Annotated in this window: 14 protein-coding genes; 3 read left to right on the top strand and 11 right to left on the bottom strand. The window is 74.2% G+C overall.

Annotated elements, in window-relative coordinates; translation table 11 throughout:
* Nucleotides 1-156: 156 nt before the first annotated feature.
* From cobT to IG64_RS25085, 6 genes are all read right to left on the bottom strand, one after another.
* Entirely contained in the window at nt 157-4,407 is a 4,251-nt protein-coding gene (cobT, locus tag IG64_RS25060; protein ID WP_037860108.1) for a nicotinate-nucleotide--dimethylbenzimidazole phosphoribosyltransferase, read from the bottom strand.
* Between the two features lie 396 nt (nt 4,408-4,803).
* Nucleotides 4,804-6,048 (bottom strand): precorrin-6y C5,15-methyltransferase (decarboxylating) subunit CbiE, encoded by a 1,245-nt coding sequence (cbiE, locus tag IG64_RS25065; RefSeq protein WP_037860111.1) that lies wholly within the window; start codon nt 6,046-6,048, stop codon nt 4,804-4,806.
* A gap of 126 nt (nt 6,049-6,174) precedes the next feature.
* Complete coding sequence (locus IG64_RS25070; RefSeq protein WP_037860115.1) at nt 6,175-6,813, bottom strand: GNAT family N-acetyltransferase; 639 nt, start codon at nt 6,811-6,813, stop codon at nt 6,175-6,177.
* 136 nt (nt 6,814-6,949) lie between these two features.
* Nucleotides 6,950-7,789, bottom strand: a complete 840-nt coding sequence (locus tag IG64_RS25075; RefSeq protein WP_037860120.1) for a MetQ/NlpA family ABC transporter substrate-binding protein — start codon at nt 7,787-7,789, stop codon at nt 6,950-6,952.
* Nucleotides 7,790-7,872: 83 nt separating this feature from the next.
* On the bottom strand, nt 7,873-8,637 hold the full coding sequence (locus IG64_RS25080; RefSeq protein ID WP_037860122.1) for a methionine ABC transporter permease: 765 nt from the start codon (nt 8,635-8,637) through the stop codon (nt 7,873-7,875).
* Nucleotides 8,634-9,668, bottom strand: coding sequence for a methionine ABC transporter ATP-binding protein (locus IG64_RS25085; protein WP_037860125.1), 1,035 nt, complete (start codon nt 9,666-9,668; stop codon nt 8,634-8,636). The genes IG64_RS25080 and IG64_RS25085 overlap by 4 nt, the downstream gene beginning before the upstream one ends.
* A 575-nt stretch (nt 9,669-10,243) precedes the next feature.
* On the opposite strand from IG64_RS25085, the gene IG64_RS25090 reads away from it, so the two are divergent.
* Both IG64_RS25090 and IG64_RS25095 read left to right on the top strand, forming a co-directional pair.
* Entirely contained in the window at nt 10,244-10,603 is a 360-nt protein-coding gene (locus IG64_RS25090) for a hypothetical protein (protein ID WP_037860126.1), read from the top strand.
* A 1-nt stretch (nt 10,604) separates the two neighbouring features.
* Complete coding sequence (locus IG64_RS25095) at nt 10,605-11,045, top strand: hypothetical protein (protein ID WP_037860127.1); 441 nt, start codon at nt 10,605-10,607, stop codon at nt 11,043-11,045.
* Between the two features lie 38 nt (nt 11,046-11,083).
* On the opposite strand, the gene IG64_RS25100 is transcribed toward IG64_RS25095, so the two are convergent.
* The 3 genes from IG64_RS25100 to IG64_RS25110 all read right to left on the bottom strand — a co-directional run bounded on the left by IG64_RS25100 (nt 11,084) and on the right by IG64_RS25110 (nt 13,458).
* Nucleotides 11,084-11,581, bottom strand: coding sequence for a GNAT family N-acetyltransferase (locus IG64_RS25100; RefSeq protein ID WP_037860128.1), 498 nt, complete (start codon nt 11,579-11,581; stop codon nt 11,084-11,086).
* Nucleotides 11,582-11,626: 45 nt separating this feature from the next.
* The gene (locus IG64_RS25105; RefSeq protein ID WP_037860130.1) at nt 11,627-12,133 is read right to left on the bottom strand and encodes an RNA polymerase sigma factor; all 507 of its coding nucleotides are present in this window, start codon (nt 12,131-12,133) and stop codon (nt 11,627-11,629) included.
* Between the two features lie 77 nt (nt 12,134-12,210).
* The gene (locus IG64_RS25110; RefSeq protein WP_037860132.1) at nt 12,211-13,458 is read right to left on the bottom strand and encodes a glycerophosphodiester phosphodiesterase; all 1,248 of its coding nucleotides are present in this window, start codon (nt 13,456-13,458) and stop codon (nt 12,211-12,213) included.
* Between the two features lie 290 nt (nt 13,459-13,748).
* Between IG64_RS25110 and IG64_RS25115 the strand changes: the two genes are divergently transcribed.
* Nucleotides 13,749-14,501, top strand: coding sequence for a lysophospholipid acyltransferase family protein (locus IG64_RS25115; protein ID WP_078884201.1), 753 nt, complete (start codon nt 13,749-13,751; stop codon nt 14,499-14,501).
* Nucleotides 14,502-14,833: 332 nt separating this feature from the next.
* Here IG64_RS25115 and IG64_RS25120 read toward each other — a convergent pair whose 3' ends face one another.
* Nucleotides 14,834-16,345, bottom strand: coding sequence for an MFS transporter (locus tag IG64_RS25120; protein ID WP_037860135.1), 1,512 nt, complete (start codon nt 16,343-16,345; stop codon nt 14,834-14,836).
* Nucleotides 16,342-16,908 carry a TetR/AcrR family transcriptional regulator gene (locus IG64_RS25125; RefSeq protein ID WP_037860138.1) on the bottom strand — a complete coding sequence of 189 codons (567 nt, stop codon included), beginning with the start codon at nt 16,906-16,908 and terminating at the stop codon, nt 16,342-16,344. Before IG64_RS25125 ends, IG64_RS25120 begins: the two co-directional genes overlap by 4 nt.
* Nucleotides 16,909-16,951: the final 43 nt, after the last annotated feature.

Below are 16,951 nucleotides of genomic sequence, written 5' to 3' on the forward strand. Positions count from 1 at the left end.
GCCGAGCGACGGGGTGGAAGAAGTCGAAGCGGTACGGGGTGGGGCGCTACGGCTCCGGAGCAGCCCTGACGTGCGGATCTTAGACGTGGGTTCAGCGTATGCCGGGGCCGGGGGGTGCGCAGGGGGTGCGTACCCGCCCGGTCCCGGCATACCGGGTCACTTCTCGGTGACGCCCGCCGAGTCGAACGTCGCCACCTCGTGCATCGCGCGGGCCGTGCTCTGCACCAGCGGCAGGGCGAGCAGCGCGCCGGTGCCCTCGCCCAGGCGCAGGTCGAGGTCGACCAGGGGGCGCAGGCCCAGCTTGTTGAGGGCGGCCACGTGGCCGGGTTCGGCGCTGCGGTGGCCGGCGATGCAGGCGGCCAGGACCTCCGGGGCGATCGCACGGGCCACCAGCGCGGCGGCACCGGCGCTGACGCCGTCGAGGATCACCGGCGTGCGCAGCGAGGCGCCGCCGAGCAGCAGGCCGACCATGGCCGCGTGCTCGAACCCGCCGATCGCGGCGAGCACGCCGATGGGATCGGCCGGGTCCGGCCGGTGCACTTCGAGGGCGCGCCGGACCACCTCGGTCTTGCGGGCCAGTGTCTCGTCGTTGATGCCGGTGCCCCGGCCGGTGACCTCGGCGGGGTCGGCGCCGGTGTAGACGGAGATGAGGGCCGCGGAGGCGGTGGTGTTGGCGATGCCCATCTCGCCGGTGAGCAGGGCCTTGTTGCCGGCCGCCACCAGGTCGCGGGCGGTCTCGATGCCGACCTCGATGGCCTTCCTGGCCTCCTCGCGGGTCATCGCGGGCCCGGTGGTCATGTCGGACGTACCGCCGCGGATCTTGCGGGGCAGCAGGCCCGGCGTGGCCGGGAGGTCGGCGGCGACGCCCACGTCGACGACGCAGACCTCGGCGCCCACCTGGCTCGCGAAGGCGTTGCAGACCGCTCCCCCGCCGAGGAAGTTGGCCACCATCTGAGCGGTGACCTCCTGCGGCCAGGGGGTGACGCCCTGGGCGTGCACCCCGTGGTCCCCGGCGAAGATCGCGACGGCCGCGGGCTCCGGGATCGGGGGCGGGCACTGCCGGGACAGGCCCGACAGCTGCGCGGAGATGATCTCCAGCATGCCCAGCGCACCGGCCGGCTTGGTCATGCGCTTCTGCCGCTCCCAGGCCTCGCCGAGCGCCTTGGCGTCCAGCGGGCGGATCTGGGCGACGGTCTCGGCGAGCAGGTCGTGCGGGTCCTCGCCGGGCAGTGCGCGACGGCCGTACGTCTCCTCGTGCACCACCCAGGACAGCGGACGGCGCTTGGACCACCCGGCCTGCATCAGCTCGGGCTCGTCCGGGAACTCGTCGACGTACCCGACGCACAGGTAGGCGATGACCTCCAGGTGCTCGGGCAGGCCGAGGGCGCGGACCATCTCCCGCTCGTCGAAGAAGCTGACCCAGCCGACGCCGAGCCCTTCGGCGCGGGCGGCGAGCCACAGGTTCTCGACGGCGAGCGCCGCGGAGTACGGCGCCATCTGCGGCTGGGTGTGCCGGCCGAGGGTGTGCCGGCCGCCGCGCGTGGGGTCGGCGGTGACGACGATGTTCACCGGGGTGTCGAGGATGGCCTCGATCTTCAGTTCCCTGAACTGCTTGGCGCGGCCCTTCGGCAGCGACTTGGCGTAGGCGTCGCGCTGCCGCATGGCCAGTTCGTGCATCGCCCGGCGGGTGTCGGCGGAGCGGATGACGACGAAGTCCCAGGGCTGGGAGTGGCCGACCGACGGGGCGTGGTGCGCGGCCTCCAGGACGCGCAGCAGCACCTCGTGGGGGATGGGGTCGCCGCGGAAGCCGTTGCGGATGTCGCGGCGCTCGCGCATCACCTTGAGCACGGCCTCGCGCTCGGCCTCGTCGTAGCCGGGCGCGGCCGGACCCGCCGGCCGCGGTGCCTCGGCGGCGGACGCGTCCTCCTCCCGCGGCTCCTCCCCGGAGTCCTCCTGGCCGGCGCCACGGGTCTCCAGGTCCTCCGCCCGCTGGACCACGTCGGGGTCCGGCTCGTCGGCGGCGGGGACCGCGTCACCCGCGCGGGGCGCCGGGACGGCGGCCACGGGATCCTGGGGCGTCTGCGGCTGCGCGGCCTCGGCGGCGGGCCGGTGCTGCGGCACGACGACCGGGTGCGGCGGGGCCGGCGACAGGTGGGGGGTGGTCGGCACCGTCCCGTCGGCCGGTACGAAGTCCCCGGCCGGCGCGTCGGCCGCCGGGCCTGCGGCCGTGGGCGCTTCCGGGGTCTCGGCGGGCCGGGCCGGTGCCGGGTGGGAGGCGGACGCCGGGGCGGCGAGCGGGACTTCGGCGGGGGCGGTGGCCCCGGCCGGGTCCGCGGCTTCGGCCGGTACGGGGCCGGCCTCGTGCGCCTGGGCGGCCTGCGCCCCCGGGACCGTGGAGGCGCCCGCGGTCTCCGGGGCCGTAGGCGTGTGCGGGGCCTCGGCCGGGAGGGGGGCGCCGGGCACGCCTGCGGCCCCGGGTGCGCCGGCGGCTCCGGGTGCGCCGGAGGCCGGTGCGTCGGAGGCTTCCGGAGCCGCGGGAGCCTGGACGGCCGGGGCGGGGTCCGGGACGCCGGGTCCGGCCGCCGGGTCCGCCTGCCCGGCGAGGGGCGGTACGGGGATCGACACGGACTCTTCCTGCTGGGCGGCCGGTACGCCAACGGTGGGGGCCTCACCCTGGGCGGGTGCGTCGGGCAGGGAAGCCGCCGCCTCGGGCTCGGCGGACACGGCCGCCGGCTCGGCCGCCTCGGGGGCGCCGGGGGCCTGCGGCTGCGGCTGGGCGGCGTCCTGCGGGGCCACCGCGACGGGCGGGGCGTCCTGCGGTGCCTGCGGGTCCTCGGCGGCCCGCTGAGGCGCGGCGGCCTGCTCGACGGGGACGCTCTGGGGAGCGGCCTCCTCGGCGGGGGCGCTCTGCTGGGGGGCGGCAGGCTCCTCGGCGGTGGCCTGATCACCGGGGGCGGCAGCCTCTTCGGCGGGCGCGGCGGCCTGCTCCGCGGCAGGGGGCCGGGGGGTGGACTGCCCGTCGGCGCCGGCCGGCTGTGCGGCGTCGGCGGGGCCGTCGGCCCCGGGGGCCTGGACGGACTGCGGAACCTGAGCGTTCTCCGGGGCCTGGGCGGCCTCCGGGGCCTGGGCGGCCTCCGGGGCCTGGACGGCCTCTGTCGTGGGCCCGTTTGCCGCGGACACCTCGGCCTCGGGAGCCTCGCCCGCGGCGGGCGCCGCCGGCTCCGGAACGGAGGTGGCATCCGCGGCCTGGTCCGCGGGGTCCGCCTGGCCGGCCTGACCCGTCTGGGCAGCGGGTACCGCCTGCGGGGCGGGAGCCTGCGACGTGGTCGCGGGCATGGAGGCGGGCTCGGGCGCGGGCTCGGCCGCCGGGGCCGCTGCAAAGACGCCCTCCGCCTCCGCGCCGGGGGCGGCCTCGCCGGAGTCACCGGCAGGTACGGTCCCGGGGCCACCGGGCTCCTGCGCGACGGCGTCGGCGTCGGCCCCTTCGGGCGACTGCCCGGCCGCCGGGTCCACGGCGTCGGTCACCTCACCGGGCGCGGGACCGCTCCCGGAAGCCGTGCCCGGAGCCGCAGCGACCGCCGGGCCCTCCGCGCTCTCCGCCACCTCCGTGCTCTCCGCGGCCTCCGCGCCTTCCGGCGCCTGCGCGTCCGCGGCCTGCCGGGTGCCCTCCGCCCCGCTCGCGGGCAGGGGGGCGTGCGCCGCGGCCGGATCCTCGGGCGCCACTGCCCCCGCCTGGGCCGCGAGCCGGGCGACGGCGGCCTGGGCCGCCCCGACCGGTTCGGCTTCCGTGACCGGCCCGGCATGCGGAACAACCGTTTCCGCAGCCGTGGCCCGCGCGTCCGCCTGCGGAGCCGCGGGCGCGGCCACCGGCGCGTGCGCGGTCCGCACGTCCTGCGCGCCCCAGGGAGCCGCGCCCTGCGGCGCCCCGAGCGGCTGCGGCACGCCCGCCTGCTGGGCGTCGGAGTGCTCGGACCCCGGGGCGGTGGCGGCCGGTCCGGGCTGCCGTACCGGCGCGTCGGCCGGACCGCGGTCGGCCAGCGAGCGCACCGGGCTGGCGGAGGCGTCGGGGGTGGGCGGACCGAGGTGCAGCGGGCGGCGCGAAGGCGTCGCGGGCGGCGCCCCCGTCGGGTCGGGGTGCAGGACGCCGCTCAGGTCGACGGAGCCGCTGTCGCGGCCACCCGTCTCGTGCGGGCCCGGCTGGTGGACGGCCTCGACGACCGGCTCCGGGGCGGGCGGCGGCACTTCGTTGCCCCAGGCGCCCTGGGAGCCCGGCAGCAGGAGGTCTTCGTCCTCGGCGGGAGACTCGGAGAGGTAGGTGTACGCGCCGTGCGCGGGGACGCCCGGCTGTTCCACCATGCCTGCGCTCTCCGGCAGCCCCTCGCCCGGGACCTGGCCGGTGTCGGTCATGCGTACCCCTCGCCCATCGGTTAGTGCTCCTACGACCAGCTCACCGGGAACGGCGCACCGACCGCCCCCCGGTGAAGAACGAGCGTCCGTGCCCAGCGGCACGAGCGACCCGCCCAAAAAAGGCGACAAAGCCATTGAGTGGCATTGTCGCGGTCGTCCGCCCGCCGCGACAGCGTCATCCGTCACGGTCCGCTGTGGACTGCGCCACGTTGCGCGTCCTCCGGTTCTGCCGTACCACACCCACCGCAAAACGGGCGGGTTTTCCGGACATTGACGAACGAAGCTCCGGAACCTCCCAGTGCGGTACAACGATCGGCCAGCCTACCGCGCGCGGTACGACAACCCGATCACGGGGCGCGGTCCGCGGGGCCGCGCCGGTCGGCCGCCGGCCTGCCGTCAGCGCGTCGCTCCGCTCGGCGGCATTTCCCCGCTGAGCAGGAACGCGACGCTCCGCTCGGTCTCCGTCCAGGCCCGGGTGTCGAGTTGGACGGACTGGAGCAGGGCGCACTCGACGCGGTAGCCGTGCTCGGTGAGGCCGCGGCCGACGCGTTCGGCGGCGTCGCGGGTCGCGGCGTGGGCGACGATGCGCTGCGGGCGCCGGTCGGCCACCGCTTCGACGACGGCCGCTCCCCCGCCGCCGACCCGGACGACGTCCGGTTCGGGCAGGTCCTCCAGGACGTGCGGGGCGATGCCGTGCAGCACCTGCACCTGGACGCCGAAGCGGCGCGCGGCGGTCTCGGTGCGGGCGCAGGCCCGCGGGTCGCGGTCGACTGCGATGACGGCGGCGCCGCCGCGGGCGGCCTCGGTGGCGAAGGCGCCGCTGCCGCAGCCGATGTCCCAGACCAGGTCTCCGACGCGCGGCCCCAGCCGGGCGAGTTGCGCGGCGCGCAGGAGGCCGGTCTCCCCCTCGCCCAGCGGTCCGTCGTAGGCGTCGGCGGGCCGGGTCCAGCCGCGCGGCCCGTCGGCCGGGTCTCGCCCGGCGATCCAGCCGCCGCTCTCGCCGGATGCGGCGCCCTGGACGGCGGGGGCCCGCCCGCCGTTGCCGCCGATGACGATGACGACGTTCGGGTCGCGCCAGGTGTGGTCGGCGGCCTTGTCGGAGGTGACGACGGTGACCTGTTCGCGCGCGGTGCCGAGTTCCTCGCAGATGACGAAGGTGCGGTGGACCTTGTCGAGGAGCAGGCCCAGTTCCGCGGGGCCGGCGCCGGGCGCGGTCAGTACGGCGACCTTGGTGTGGGCGCGGCAGACGTTCACGGCGCGGCGCAGGGTGCGTTTGTGGGCGACCACCACCTGGGCGTCGTCCCAGGGCATTCCGGCGCGGGCGAAGGCGGCGGCGACCGACGAGACGGCGGGGACGACCTCGACCTCCAGGCCGAACTCGGGTGCGCGCAGGGTCCGTACGACGCCGAAGAAGCCGGGGTCCCCGTCGGCGAGGACGACGGCGGTGCCGCGGTGGCCGGCGATGCGTCGGGCGGCGAGGGCGACGCTGCCGAGGCGGATGCGCTCGGCGCCGGGGGGCACCTCGGGCAGCGCGAGGTGGTGCGCCGCGCCCGCCACGAGGGTGGCTGCGCCGAGGGCGCCGCGCGCCGCGTCGGTCAGCGGCGAACCGTCCCAGCCGATCACCGTGACCCGGTCGGCCATCGTTGTCAGTCTCCAGGGGGATGATGCAGGTCGTCAGGGGCGACGCCCGAGTGCGGGCTCCGTGAGATTACCTGGTGGAGCCGCGGGGCGCGCGGCGGGGCGGCGGTGCGGCGGGGCCGCGTCCGGTCAGTTCCAGTCGGGGAACGAGCGGTAGCCGCCGGAGTCGGCGAGTTCTTCCTCGGCGCCGTCCAGGTCCTCCGGGAGCAGGCTCCACACGATGAAGTCGGTGCGCACGTCGGTCCAGGTGCCGTCCTCGGCGCGCACGTGGGCTATGCAAGCGTTGCGGAGCACGCCCTCGCTGATGCAGCCGATCTTCTGGGCGACCTGCTGGGAGGCGGTGTTGCCGGCGGCGGTACGCAGTTCGATGCGTTCGAACTCCTGGTCGCCGAACAGCCACTGGGCGGTGGCCAGGGCGGCCTCGGAGGCGTAGCCCTCGCCGCGGGCCCAGGGGGCGATGATGTACGACAGTTCGGTGGCGCGGACGTGCCAGTTGGTCTTGCTCAGCTGGACGATGCCGACCAGACGCTGGGTGAGGAACTCGGTGACCGCGAGGTCGAGGCCGCGGCCCGCGGTGCGTTCGGCGGGGGCGTGGCCGCCGATCCAGCGCAGGGCGGCCTCCTCGGTGAAGGGCTGGGGGACGTCGGTCCAGGCGGCGACCTGTTCGTCGTTCATCATCGCGGCCAGCGCGGGGGCGTCGTCCTCGTCGAGGGGGCGCAGCACCAACCGCTCCGTGCTGATGGAGATGTTGGGGAAGGTGCTAGTCATGGCGCCGCTCCGTAACCTTCGGAAATACCGTCAGGGCCTGCTGAACTGTCCAGCATGCAGCATCCGCGCACCGCGTCGCACCACGGGGTCCGCCCCCGTGCGGAGGCGGACCCCGGGTGCGGCGGTGCCGGGCGGATCAGAACGCCGGGACGACGGCTCCGTCGTACTTGTCCTCGATGAACTTCTTGACCTCGGGCGAGGTGAGCAGCTTGGCGAGCTTCTTCACGCGCGGGTCGCTCTCGTTGCCCTTCTTCACGGCGAGGAAGTTGGCGTACGGGTTGCCCTTGGCGGACTCGGCGGCGAGCGCGTCCTTGGCCGGGCTCAGCTTGGCCTCCAGGGCGTAGTTGCCGTTGATCACCGCGGCGTCGACGTCGCCGAGCGAGCGCGGCAGCTGGGCCGCCTCGAGCTCCTTGAACTTCAGGCCCTTGGGGTTGTCGGTGACGTCCTTGGGGGTGGCCTCGTAGCCGGCGCCGGCCTTGAGCTTGAGCAGCCCGTTGGCCTCCAGCAGCTTGAGCGCGCGGGCCTCGTTGGTGGTGTCGTTGGGGAGGGCGACGGTGGCGCCCTGCTTGAGGTCCGTGAGCTTCTTGACGCTCTTGGAGTAGACACCGAGCGGTTCCAGGTGCACGGTGCCGCCCGGGACCGGCACGATGTCGGTGCCGTTCTTCTTGTTGAAGTCGTCCAGGTAGGGCTTGTGCTGGAAGTAGTTGGCGTCGACCTGGCCCTGCTGGACGGCCGTGTTGGGGGTCACGTAGTCGGTGAACTCCTTGACCTCCAGCTTGAGGCCGGCCTTCTGCGCCAGGTGGTCCTTGACGTAGGAGAGGATCTCGCCCTGCGGGGTGGGGGTGGCGGCGACGGTCAGCGTGGCGTTCGCGTCGCTCTTGCCGGAGCCGGAGTCCGAGCCGCCGCAGGCGGTGAGCCCGAAGGTGAGGGCTCCGGCGGCCAGGACGGCAGAGGTGATCTTGGCGGTGTTACGCACGAAAAGTGCCTTTCCTTGGGTGGTGCGACCCCGTAGGGGGGAACGGGGAGTCTGGTACGGGCGGGGCGGGACCCGGCGGCGGGTCAGGCCGCCTTGCTCACGTCGGCCGTGGCGGGATCGCCGCCTTTGCCGGTGCCGTCGGCCGCGCCGGCCTTGAGCAGCCGCAGCCTGGGGGCCGGTCCGGAGCGGCCGCCGCGCCGGTGCAGGGAGCGGGCGGCGAAGTCGCCGGCGAACTGGATGAGCGAGATGACCACGGCCAGGATCGCCACGGTGATCCACATCAGCTGGGTCTCGAAGCGCTGGTAGCCGTAGCGGATGGCGATGTCGCCGAGGCCGCCGGCGCCGACCGTGCCGGCCATCGCGGAGTAGCCGATGAGGGCGACGACGGTCGTGGTGGTGCCGGCGATCAGGGACGGCAGGGCCTCGGGCACGAGGACCTTGCGCACGACCGTCCAGGTGTTGCCGCCCATGGACTGCACGGCCTCGACGAGGCCGCCGTCCACCTCGCGCACGGAGGTCTCCACCAGCCGTGCGAAGAACGGGATGGCGCCGATGGCGAGCGGCACGATGGCGGCCTCGCGTCCGATGGTGGTCCCGGTCACCCAGCGGGTGAAGTCCATCAGGGCGACCATGAGGATGATGAACGGCATCGAACGGGCGATGTTGACCGTCTGGCCGATGACCTTGTTGGCGAGGACGTTCTGGAGCAGGCCGCCCCGGTCGGTGAGGACCAGCAGGACGCCGAGCGGCAGCCCGCCGACGACGGCGATCAGCGTGGACCAGCCGACCATGTAGAGGGTGTCCCAACAGGCCTGGGACAGCAGCGGGTGCATCTCGGACCAGCTCATCGGGCGCCTTCCTTCACCAGCGGGCCGTCCTGGCCGACGACGTCGATCTGCAGGCCCTGCTCGCGCAGGAAGCCGACGGGTACGACGTTGTCCTCGTAGCGGCCGGGCAGTTCGATGCGCATCCGGCCGACCTGGAGGCCGCCGACGGTGTCGATGGCGGCGCCGAGGATCGATATGTCGATGTTGTAGGTGCGGGACAGCTGGGAGATGACGGGCTGGGTGGCGGCCTCGCCGTGGAAGGTGACGTCCAGGACGGTCCGGTCCTCGCCGCCGGCCTCGCCGCCCACCGGGAACAGCGCCGAGGCCAGCTGGGAGCCCGGCGTGGCGAGCAGTTCGCTCACGGTGCCGGACTCGACGATCCGGCCCCGCTCCATGAGCGCGGCGGAGTCGCAGATCGACTTGACGACGTCCATCTCGTGCGTGATGAGCAGGACGGTCAGGCCGAGCTGCCGGTTGAGGTCGCGCAGCAGCTGGAGGATGGAGCGGGTGGTCTCCGGGTCGAGCGCGCTGGTGGCCTCGTCGGACAGGAGCACCTTGGGGTCGCCGGCCAGGGCGCGGGCGATGCCGACGCGCTGCTTCTGGCCGCCGGAGAGCTGGGCGGGGTAGGCGCCGGCCTTGTCGGCGAGACCGACCAGGTCGAGCAGTTCGAGCGCCCTGCGGGAACGTTCCTTCCCTGACCTGCCGAGGATCTCCAGAGGCAGTTCGACGTTGTCCCGGACGGTGCGCGTGGACAGCAGGTTGAAGTGCTGGAAGACCATGCCGATCCGGCTGCGCGCCTGCCGCAGCTCCCGGCCGGCCCGCGGGCCGCGCCCGGCGAGGGCGGTGAGGTCCTGCCCGGCCACGGTGACCGTGCCCGAGGTGGGCCGCTCCAGCAGGTTGATGCAGCGGATCAGCGAGGACTTGCCGGCACCGGACTGGCCGATGACGCCGTACACCTCGCCTTCGCGGACGTGCAGGTCGACGCCGTCGAGGGCGGTGACCTCGCGTCCGCGCGAGCGGTAGACCTTGGTGAGGCCCGATGTGGTGATCACGTGGGTTTCCGTCACTGTCGAGTGCGCGGCGCGTCGTGGGCGCCGGGCACGGCGTTCATGGTCGGGTGCGGCCGGAACGCGGCACGTCCCGCAGCGGAGGAACGGGACGCGCGCGGGGGCACGGGCTCAGTCGCCCGCGGCGGACGGGCCGGGCGCGGACATGAGCGGGCACTCGCTTCGGGGCGCGAGGCTCAGGTGGTGCAGGGGCCCTCTAGAAGGCGCGCATTCGACGCACAGGACACATACAACGAGCACCGGGCGTCATCGTCGCCTCGGTCGCAGGGATGCGGCAGCTCGTCGTGGTCATGCGATCAGTAAACCAGACCCATGGTGCTGACACGGCACCGCTGTCCGCATCGTGGACGTTCTTGGGACGCCCCCGGGCGGCGGCCGGGCACGGCCTCGCCCACGCCGCTGACCAGCGGCGACAGGTCCGGCGGGGGTCCGCCCGCGGGGGCACCCGGAGCCGGTCACGGGCCGGGCTGTGGCCAACGCCACGGCCGCACCCGAGCGCGCCGGGCGCCGGCGCCGGGGCGGGCGCGGTGGGGTCTTCGCCCCGTAATAGGGTCACAGGCATGCTTGATGCCCTGACGCTGGTGACCGGCGTCGCCGCGTTGCTGCTCGCCGCCTGGTGCGGCTGGGCCGCCTACCGTGACCAGCCGACGAAGGACTGGCACTTCATCGGGATGGCCGTGGTCACCGTGCTGGCCCTGGTCCAGCTGGTGATCGGGATCGTGCAGCTCGCGCGGGGCGAGAAGCCGGACCAGGGGGCGACGATCTTCGTGGCGTACCTGCTGGGCGCCTTCGCGTGCGTCCCGGCGGCCGCCTTCATGTCGCTGGCGGAGCGCACGCGCTGGGGCTCGGTGACGGTCGCGGCCGGCGGGGTCGTCCTCGCCGTCCTGGAAGTGCGGCTCTACGACATCTGGGGAGGCTGAGATGGCCACTGTCGACCAGAAGCCGGCCAAGGCGGCGAAGGCCCGGCTCATCAGCGGACCGGGCATCCTGCTCGTCTGGCTGTACGGCGTGATGGTGGTCGGCGCGGTCTCCCGCTCCGTCTACCAGATCGCGACCGACTTCGGCCGGGCCCCGCTCGCCTACTCGCTCTCGGCGGTGGCGGGCGTGGTCTACGGCTTCATCACCTACTCGCTGGTGCGCGGCGGGGAGAAGGCCCGCCGGGCGGCCCTGGTGTGCTGCGCCGCCGAGCTGGTGGGCGTGCTGACGGTGGGGACCTGGACGCTCGTCGAACCGTCCGCCTTCCCCGACGCGACCGTGTGGTCCGACTACGGCATGGGGTACGTCTTCATCCCCGTGCTGCTCCCGCTGTCCGCGCTGTACTGGCTGCGCAAGGCCCGCAGGCAGGGACCGGCGGCCGCCTGAGCCGCCGCCGGGACCCGCCCCGAGCCGGACGGGAGACCCTAGGCGGTCGCCACGTACGTGCCGGCCGGCTTCTCCAGGAGGATCATCGGGACGCCGTCGGGGCTGTCGAAGGTGCCCACCGTCTGGTAGCCGACGCGGCGGTACAGGCGCAGGTTGCCCTCGCTGCGGTGGCCGGTGTGCAGGCGGAAGCGGGTGGCGCCGCGCTCCTCGGCCAGGGCCGCCTCGACCGCGCGCAGCAGCCGGGCGCCGATGCCGTGGCCCTGCAGGCGGGGGTGGACGCAGAGTTTGCCGATGGCGGCCGCGCCGTCCTCGGTCGTGCTGCCGCGCACCGAGCCCACCACCTCGTCGCCGAGCCGGGCCACGAAGACGCAGTCGGCGGCGACCTCCTGGCGGAGTGAGTCGAGGCTCTGCACGAGCGGGTCGATGCGGTAGTTGCCGTACAGCGCCGCCTCGCCCTGGAAGCACAGGTACTGAAGCTTGAAGATCTGCTCCGCGTCCTGCTCGGTCGCCGCCGAGATGGTCACGCTCATGCCCATGTGCGCACGCCTCCCGCTCACCTGATCACCTGTTGTCCCCCACTCCTATCCCCGGGCTTCGCGCGCCGCAACCTCCGGCGCGAGCAAACGCCGCAGACATCCCAGACATCTGGAACGTTCCGGTCCGAGGCTGCCCTGTGAGATACCCAACTCCCCGGCGATCTCCCGGTAGGTGAGGTCCCTCGGCGACAGCAGCGCCTCCAGCAGCCGGGGGCAGCGGCCCGGCAGGCGGCCCACCGCGTCGCGCAGCGCGCGCCCCCGCGCGGCGGCCAGCGCCATGGACTCGGGTCCGCGCTCGCTGTCGTCGGCGGGTTCGAGGCCGTACGGACGCTCGATGGTGACGGTGCGTCGGGTCCGGCGCGCCTCGGAGCGGACGGCCCTGCGCAGCCAGCCCTGGGGGTCGTGCGGCGGCCCGTCCGTCTCCAGGCGCTCCAGCAGCCGCAGCCAGACCGCCTGTTCCAGGTCGCCCGGTTCCGTTCCGGAGGCATGTGCCTCGGCGGAGGCCTCCGCGGCGAGCAGCGGGCGCAGGGCGGCGAGCATGTCGGGTGTCATATGCGGCACGACGCGCCCGCCCCGGCGCGGGGTTGCCGGGGCGGCCACGGGTTCACACCGACGGGGGCGGAACGGGTTCAGCGGTTGACGGACCGGCGGCTCAGGAAGTCCTCCCGGGCGAGCAGGCCGGTGTCGGCGTTGTCGGTGAAGATGCCGTCGATGCCGGTGGCGAAGTAGGCCTGGAAGAGGCCGAAGGCGTCACCGTAGGCGTCCTTGGCGGTGCCCTTGCGGAACTTCGGCGGCAGGAACGGGTTCTCGTTGCGCATGGTGTATGGGTGCAGGACCAGTCCCGCCGCGTGCGCGTCCCGCACCAGCGTGCTCGGCCTGCCGAGGTTGCCGTCCGCCTCCTTGGGGATGACCAGGTCCACGGTCGGGCCGATGCCCTGCGCGTAGGAGGCGATCTCCTTCAGGCCCTCGGGGGTGATGAGGTCGGCCACCGTGCGCGGGTCGCCGGCCTCGACGAAGTCGTACGGGCGGCTGTCGGCGCCGGACAGGAGCACGGCCAGGGGGTTGTCCACGAGCCGGCGCAGCCGCTGGATGCTGCTGGGCTCGAAGGACTGGAGGATCACCGGCGAGTTCCTGCGGTCCTTGCCGTGCCTGCGCAGCAGCTTCGCCACCCGCTCCTCCAGGCCGAGGCCCAGCTTGCGGAAGTAGGTGGGGTGCTTGGTCTCGGGATAGATCCACACCTGCCGGCCGCGGCGGCGGGTCTGCTCGTCCTGCCACTTCAGGACCTCTTCGAAGGTGGGGATCTCCCAGCGGCCGTCGTAGAGGGTGTTGTGCGGGCGGTTGGCCGGGATGCGTTCGACGGCGCGCAGCGTCTTCAGCTCGGCGAGCGTGAAGTCCTCCGTGAACCAGCCGGTGGTGGGCACCCCGTCGAGGACCTTGGTGGTGCGGCGGCCGGCGAACTCGGGGTGGTCGGCGACGTCCGTGGTGCCGCCGATCTCCGGCTCGTGCCGGCACACGAGGTGGCCGTCCCGGGTGGGCACCAGGTCTCCGGCCTCGACGACGTGGGCGCCGAGGTCGAGGGCCAGCTCGTAGGAGCCGAAGGTGTGCTCGGGCCGGTATCCGCTGGCGCCGCGGTGGCCGATGACCGTCGGCACGGGCAGGCTCCCGAGACCGCCGCGCCGGCCGGTCCCGCCGTGCCCGGCCGCGGCCGGGGTCTGTGCGGGCCCCGCCTGTGCGGCGCCGGCCGTGCCGGGCGCTCCGAGGACCGCTCCCCCGGCGCCGAGCACGGCGGCCCCGAGCAGCGTCCGGCGCCCGGTCCGGCCCGTGCGCCCGTCGGACTCCCGCGCCTGCCCCTGCCGCTGCGGCTCCTGCGTCCCCATGCCCGCCTCCTGGTCTCGTGTCGTCGGTGCGCGCCGATCGTAGGGGGGCCGGGGTGACGGCCGGGAGGCCCCGGACGGAACACGGGGGTGACGCCGGATGACGCGCCGGCGGGACAGGAGGGACGGACGGGACGGACGGGACGGACGGGAACGAAGGGAGGGGACGGGCCGGGACCGGCGGGTGACGCCCCGTAACCTCCGTCACACCGTTGCGTGCCGTTCACCGGGGCGTGACGGGGCTCCCGCGCAGGTAAACGTACGTCAACAGTACGTAAGAGGTGGTGAGCCCGATGTGCATTCGGGGCCGCGCCGCGAGTATCGTCCTCACCTGCACAGACTTCATAGAGAATCCCTTGACACCGGAGGGCCCGTTGTCCCGCTTCGCGCTCATCAAGGCAGTGCTCGGTCCGATCATGCGCCTGATGTTCCGCCCACAGGTGGAGGGCGCGGAGCGCATTCCCGGCGACGGTCCGGTCATCCTGGCCGGCAACCACCTGACGTTCATCGACTCGATGATCCTCCCGCTGGTCTGCGACCGTCAGGTGTTCTTCATCGGCAAGGACGAGTACGTCACCGGAAAGGGCTTCAAGGGCCGCCTGATGGCCTGGTTCTTCACCGGTGTCGGCATGATCCCGGTCGACCGCGACGGCGGCCGGGGCGGGGTCGCGGCGCTGATGACCGGGCGCCGCATCCTGGAGGAGAACAGGATCTTCGGCATCTACCCCGAGGGCACCCGCTCGCCCGACGGCCGGCTGTACCGGGGCCGCACCGGCATCGCCCGGCTGACGCTGATGACGGGCGCGCCGGTCGTTCCGTTCGCCATGATCGGCACGGACAAGCTCCAGCCGGGCGGGGCGGGGCTGCCCCGTCCGGGCAAGGTCACCGTGCGCTTCGGTGAGCCGATGGAGTTCTCCCGCTACGAGGGCATGGACCGCGACCGGTACGTGCTGCGGGCGGTGACGGACTCGGTGATGACCGAGGTCATGCGGCTGTCGGGGCAGGAGTACGTGGACATGTACGCCACCAAGGCGAAGGCGGCGTAGAGCCGCGGACACAAGCGGGCCCGGTCAGCGGGCGGTGTCCGGTGCGTGCGGTCGCAAGGCGCAGGAAGGCCCCGGCAGCGGAGCTGCCGGGGCCTTCCTGCGACACGGCGAGGGTGCGTGCGGAGCGCCGGTCGCCGGGGCCCGCTTGTGTCCGCGGCTCTTGGGCCCGCGGCGCGCGGGCGGTCGGGCGCCGCGGGGGTTCCTGCGGTCCGCCGGGTGCGGAGCCGGGGTGGCCGGCCGCGTCTACGCGGCGGGAGCCGCACACGGACACGGCCCCGCGCCCCTCTCGGGGTGCCGCCTCACCGGGGTTCGGAGTTCCCGGGCCGCCGGTCTCAGAGCTTCTCGTTCTTCAGCAGGACCCATGCCGCCGCCGCTGCCGCCAGCAGGACCGCCGCGCCGGCGCCCGAGGCCAGGTGAAGGCCGTGGACGAAGGCTTCGCGGGCCGCGGAGAGCAGGGATTCGGCCGTGGGCGCCGGCAGGCCGGCCGCCGCCTCCACCGCGCCGCCCAGGGACTCGTGGGCCCGCGCCGGTGTGCCGCTGGGGCCGCTGAAGCCGCGGTAGGCGGCGGTCACGATGGAGCCGAGCAGGGCGATGCCCAGGGCCGCGCCCAGTTCGTACGCCGTCTCCGAGACCGCGGAGGCGGCGCCCGCCTGGTCCTTGGGCACGCTGGAGAGGATCACGTCGGCGGTCACCGTGAAGGAGAGGCCGGCGCCGACGCCGACCACCAGCAGGGCAGCGCCGAGCAGCGGGTAGCCGGTGGCACCGCTGAGCGCCGTCAGCGCCGCCAGGGCCAGGCCCACCGCGGCGAGTCCGCCGGAGACCACCGCCCGCACCGAGAAGCGCCGGGCCGCGCGGCCGGCCACCAGACCGGCCGCCACGGCGCCCACGGCGGCCGGCAGTTCGGCCAGGCCCGCCTCGAACGGCCGCCTGCCCTGCACCAGTTGCAGGTACTGGGACAGGAAGAAGACCAGTCCGGACATGCCGAGCACGGTCAGCAGGTCGGCGAGGACGGCACCGCTGAAGCCGCGGCTGCGGAAGAGCCGAATGTCCAGCAGCGGCACGGGCATCGTGAGCTGGCGGCGGACGAAGCCGTACAGCGCGGCCACGCCCAGCAGGCCCGTCCCCAGGACCGCCCAGGTGAACCCGTGCGCGGCGGCCTCCTTGACCGCGTACACGGTGGCGATCATGCCGACCAGGGACAGCAGGACACTGGCGAGGTCCCACGGGCCCGGGTGGGGGTTGCGGGACTCGGGCAGCAGGCGGATGCCGACCAGGACGAGGACGGCCATCACGGGCAGGTTGATCAGGAAGACCGAGCCCCACCAGAAGTGTTCGAGCAGGAACCCGCCGACGATGGGCCCCACGGCCATGCCGGCGGAGGCGGCCGCGCCCCAGACGCCGACGGCGAGGCTGCGCTCACGCGCGTCGTGGAAGAGGTTGCGGATCAGGGCGAGCGTGGCCGGCATCAGGGTGGCGCCGGCGACACCGAGCAGCGCCCGGGCCAGGATCATCATCTCCGGCGTGGCCGCGTAGGCGTTGAGCACGGAGATCAGGCCGAACGCGGTGGCACCGCCGAGCAGGATGCGCTTGCGGCCGATGCGGTCGCCGAGGCTGCCCATGGAGACGAGCAGACCGGCGATGACGAACGAGTAGACGTCGCCTATCCAGAGCAGCTGGGTGCCGGAGGGCTCCAGGTCCTCACTGATGTAGGGGGTCGCGAGACCGAGGACGGTCGCGTCGACGGCCACCAGCAGCACGGCCAGGACGAGGACGCCGAGCGCGAGCCAGCGGCCCGGGCGCTTCTCCGTCTCCGCCGCCGCGGCCGGCTGCAGGGTGCTGGTCATGATTCCTCTCTCCGTGGTTCGTCCGTACGCAGGGCGCCGCCGAGCAGCAGCTCCACGATCATGTAGGTGTAGTCCTTGGGGGCCACCCGGCCCTCGGCCACGGCCCAGGCGCCGGAGGCCATCAGGCCGTACAGCGCCTCGGTGAGCCAGGCGGGGGTGAGGTCGATGCGGAACTCACCGCTGCGCTGGCCGCGCCGGAACAGGGCCTCGATCCGTTCGTCGATCCGCGCCCAGCCCGCGTTCCGCTCCTCGCCCTCGAACAGCTGGTTCTCGGAGTAGAGGAAGGCCAGCAGACCGGCCGCGGACTCCGTCTCGCGCACCAGCCGGTGAACGGCCTCGCGCGCCGGGCCCTCGTGGGTCCTGGCCGCGTCGAGCGCGGCCTCGCACTCCTGGATGCCGAGCGCCTCCAGCGCCCGCACGAGCGCGTCCCGACCGGCGAAGTGCCGGTGCAGGGTGGCGCGGCTGATCCCGGCCGCCCGGGCGACCTCGTCCATCGTGGCGGTGGACTTGCGGGTCAGCAGGGCCGCGGCGGTGCGCAGCACGTGGTCACGATCGACAGCCATGAGACAACCATACACCGAATGAGACAACAATGTCTCACGAGCC

The organism is Streptomyces sp. NRRL S-340 (assembly GCF_000720185.1).
GTDB lineage: Bacteria > Actinomycetota > Actinomycetes > Streptomycetales > Streptomycetaceae > Streptomyces.